Source organism: Serratia sp. 506_PEND, assembly GCF_001076875.1.
In the GTDB taxonomy this organism is placed as follows: domain Bacteria; phylum Pseudomonadota; class Gammaproteobacteria; order Enterobacterales; family Enterobacteriaceae; genus Serratia; species Serratia marcescens.
Map to the genome: position 1 here is coordinate 1 of NZ_JVEL01000172.1, position 498 is coordinate 498.

Consider the following 498-nt stretch of genomic DNA (forward strand, 5'->3'; position numbering starts at 1 on the left):
GTGAATCCTTCACCTCCTGCATCACCCCCTTAAAGCGCTTCTCAAACTCTCCTTTCACCGCGGCACCGGCCTGCATGGCCCCTAAATCCAGAGACAACAGCTCCACATCCCGGAGCTTGTCCGGTACCTGACCGGCCACGATGCGCAGGGCAAGTCCTTCGGTGAGCGCACTTTTCCCCACGCCCGCCTCACCGACGATAATCGGGTTATTTTTACGACGGCGTGAAAGGATGTCGATCATCAGATCAATTTCATCATCCCGGCACAGCACCGGATCGAGACGTCCATCGCGGGCGTCCCGGGTCAGGTTATGGGTAAAACGGGCCAGCAATTCACCCGTGACAGAAGGTTGCGCAGGCGCATTTTCCGCTGAAGAGTGCCCCTCACCTTCCGCTGAACCCTTCACCCAGCTATCAAAATCCTGCGCCAGCTGTTCCCGGTTAATGCCCGACAGCAAACGGGAGACGGCAGGTAATACATAGCGTCCCGGTGTCATCA

General features: G+C 57.6%; 1 pseudogene. It reads right to left on the reverse strand.

The window, feature by feature from the left end:
- A pseudogene (locus ADK28_RS04225) lies at positions 1-498 on the reverse strand (type VI secretion system ATPase TssH); the annotation flags it as partial.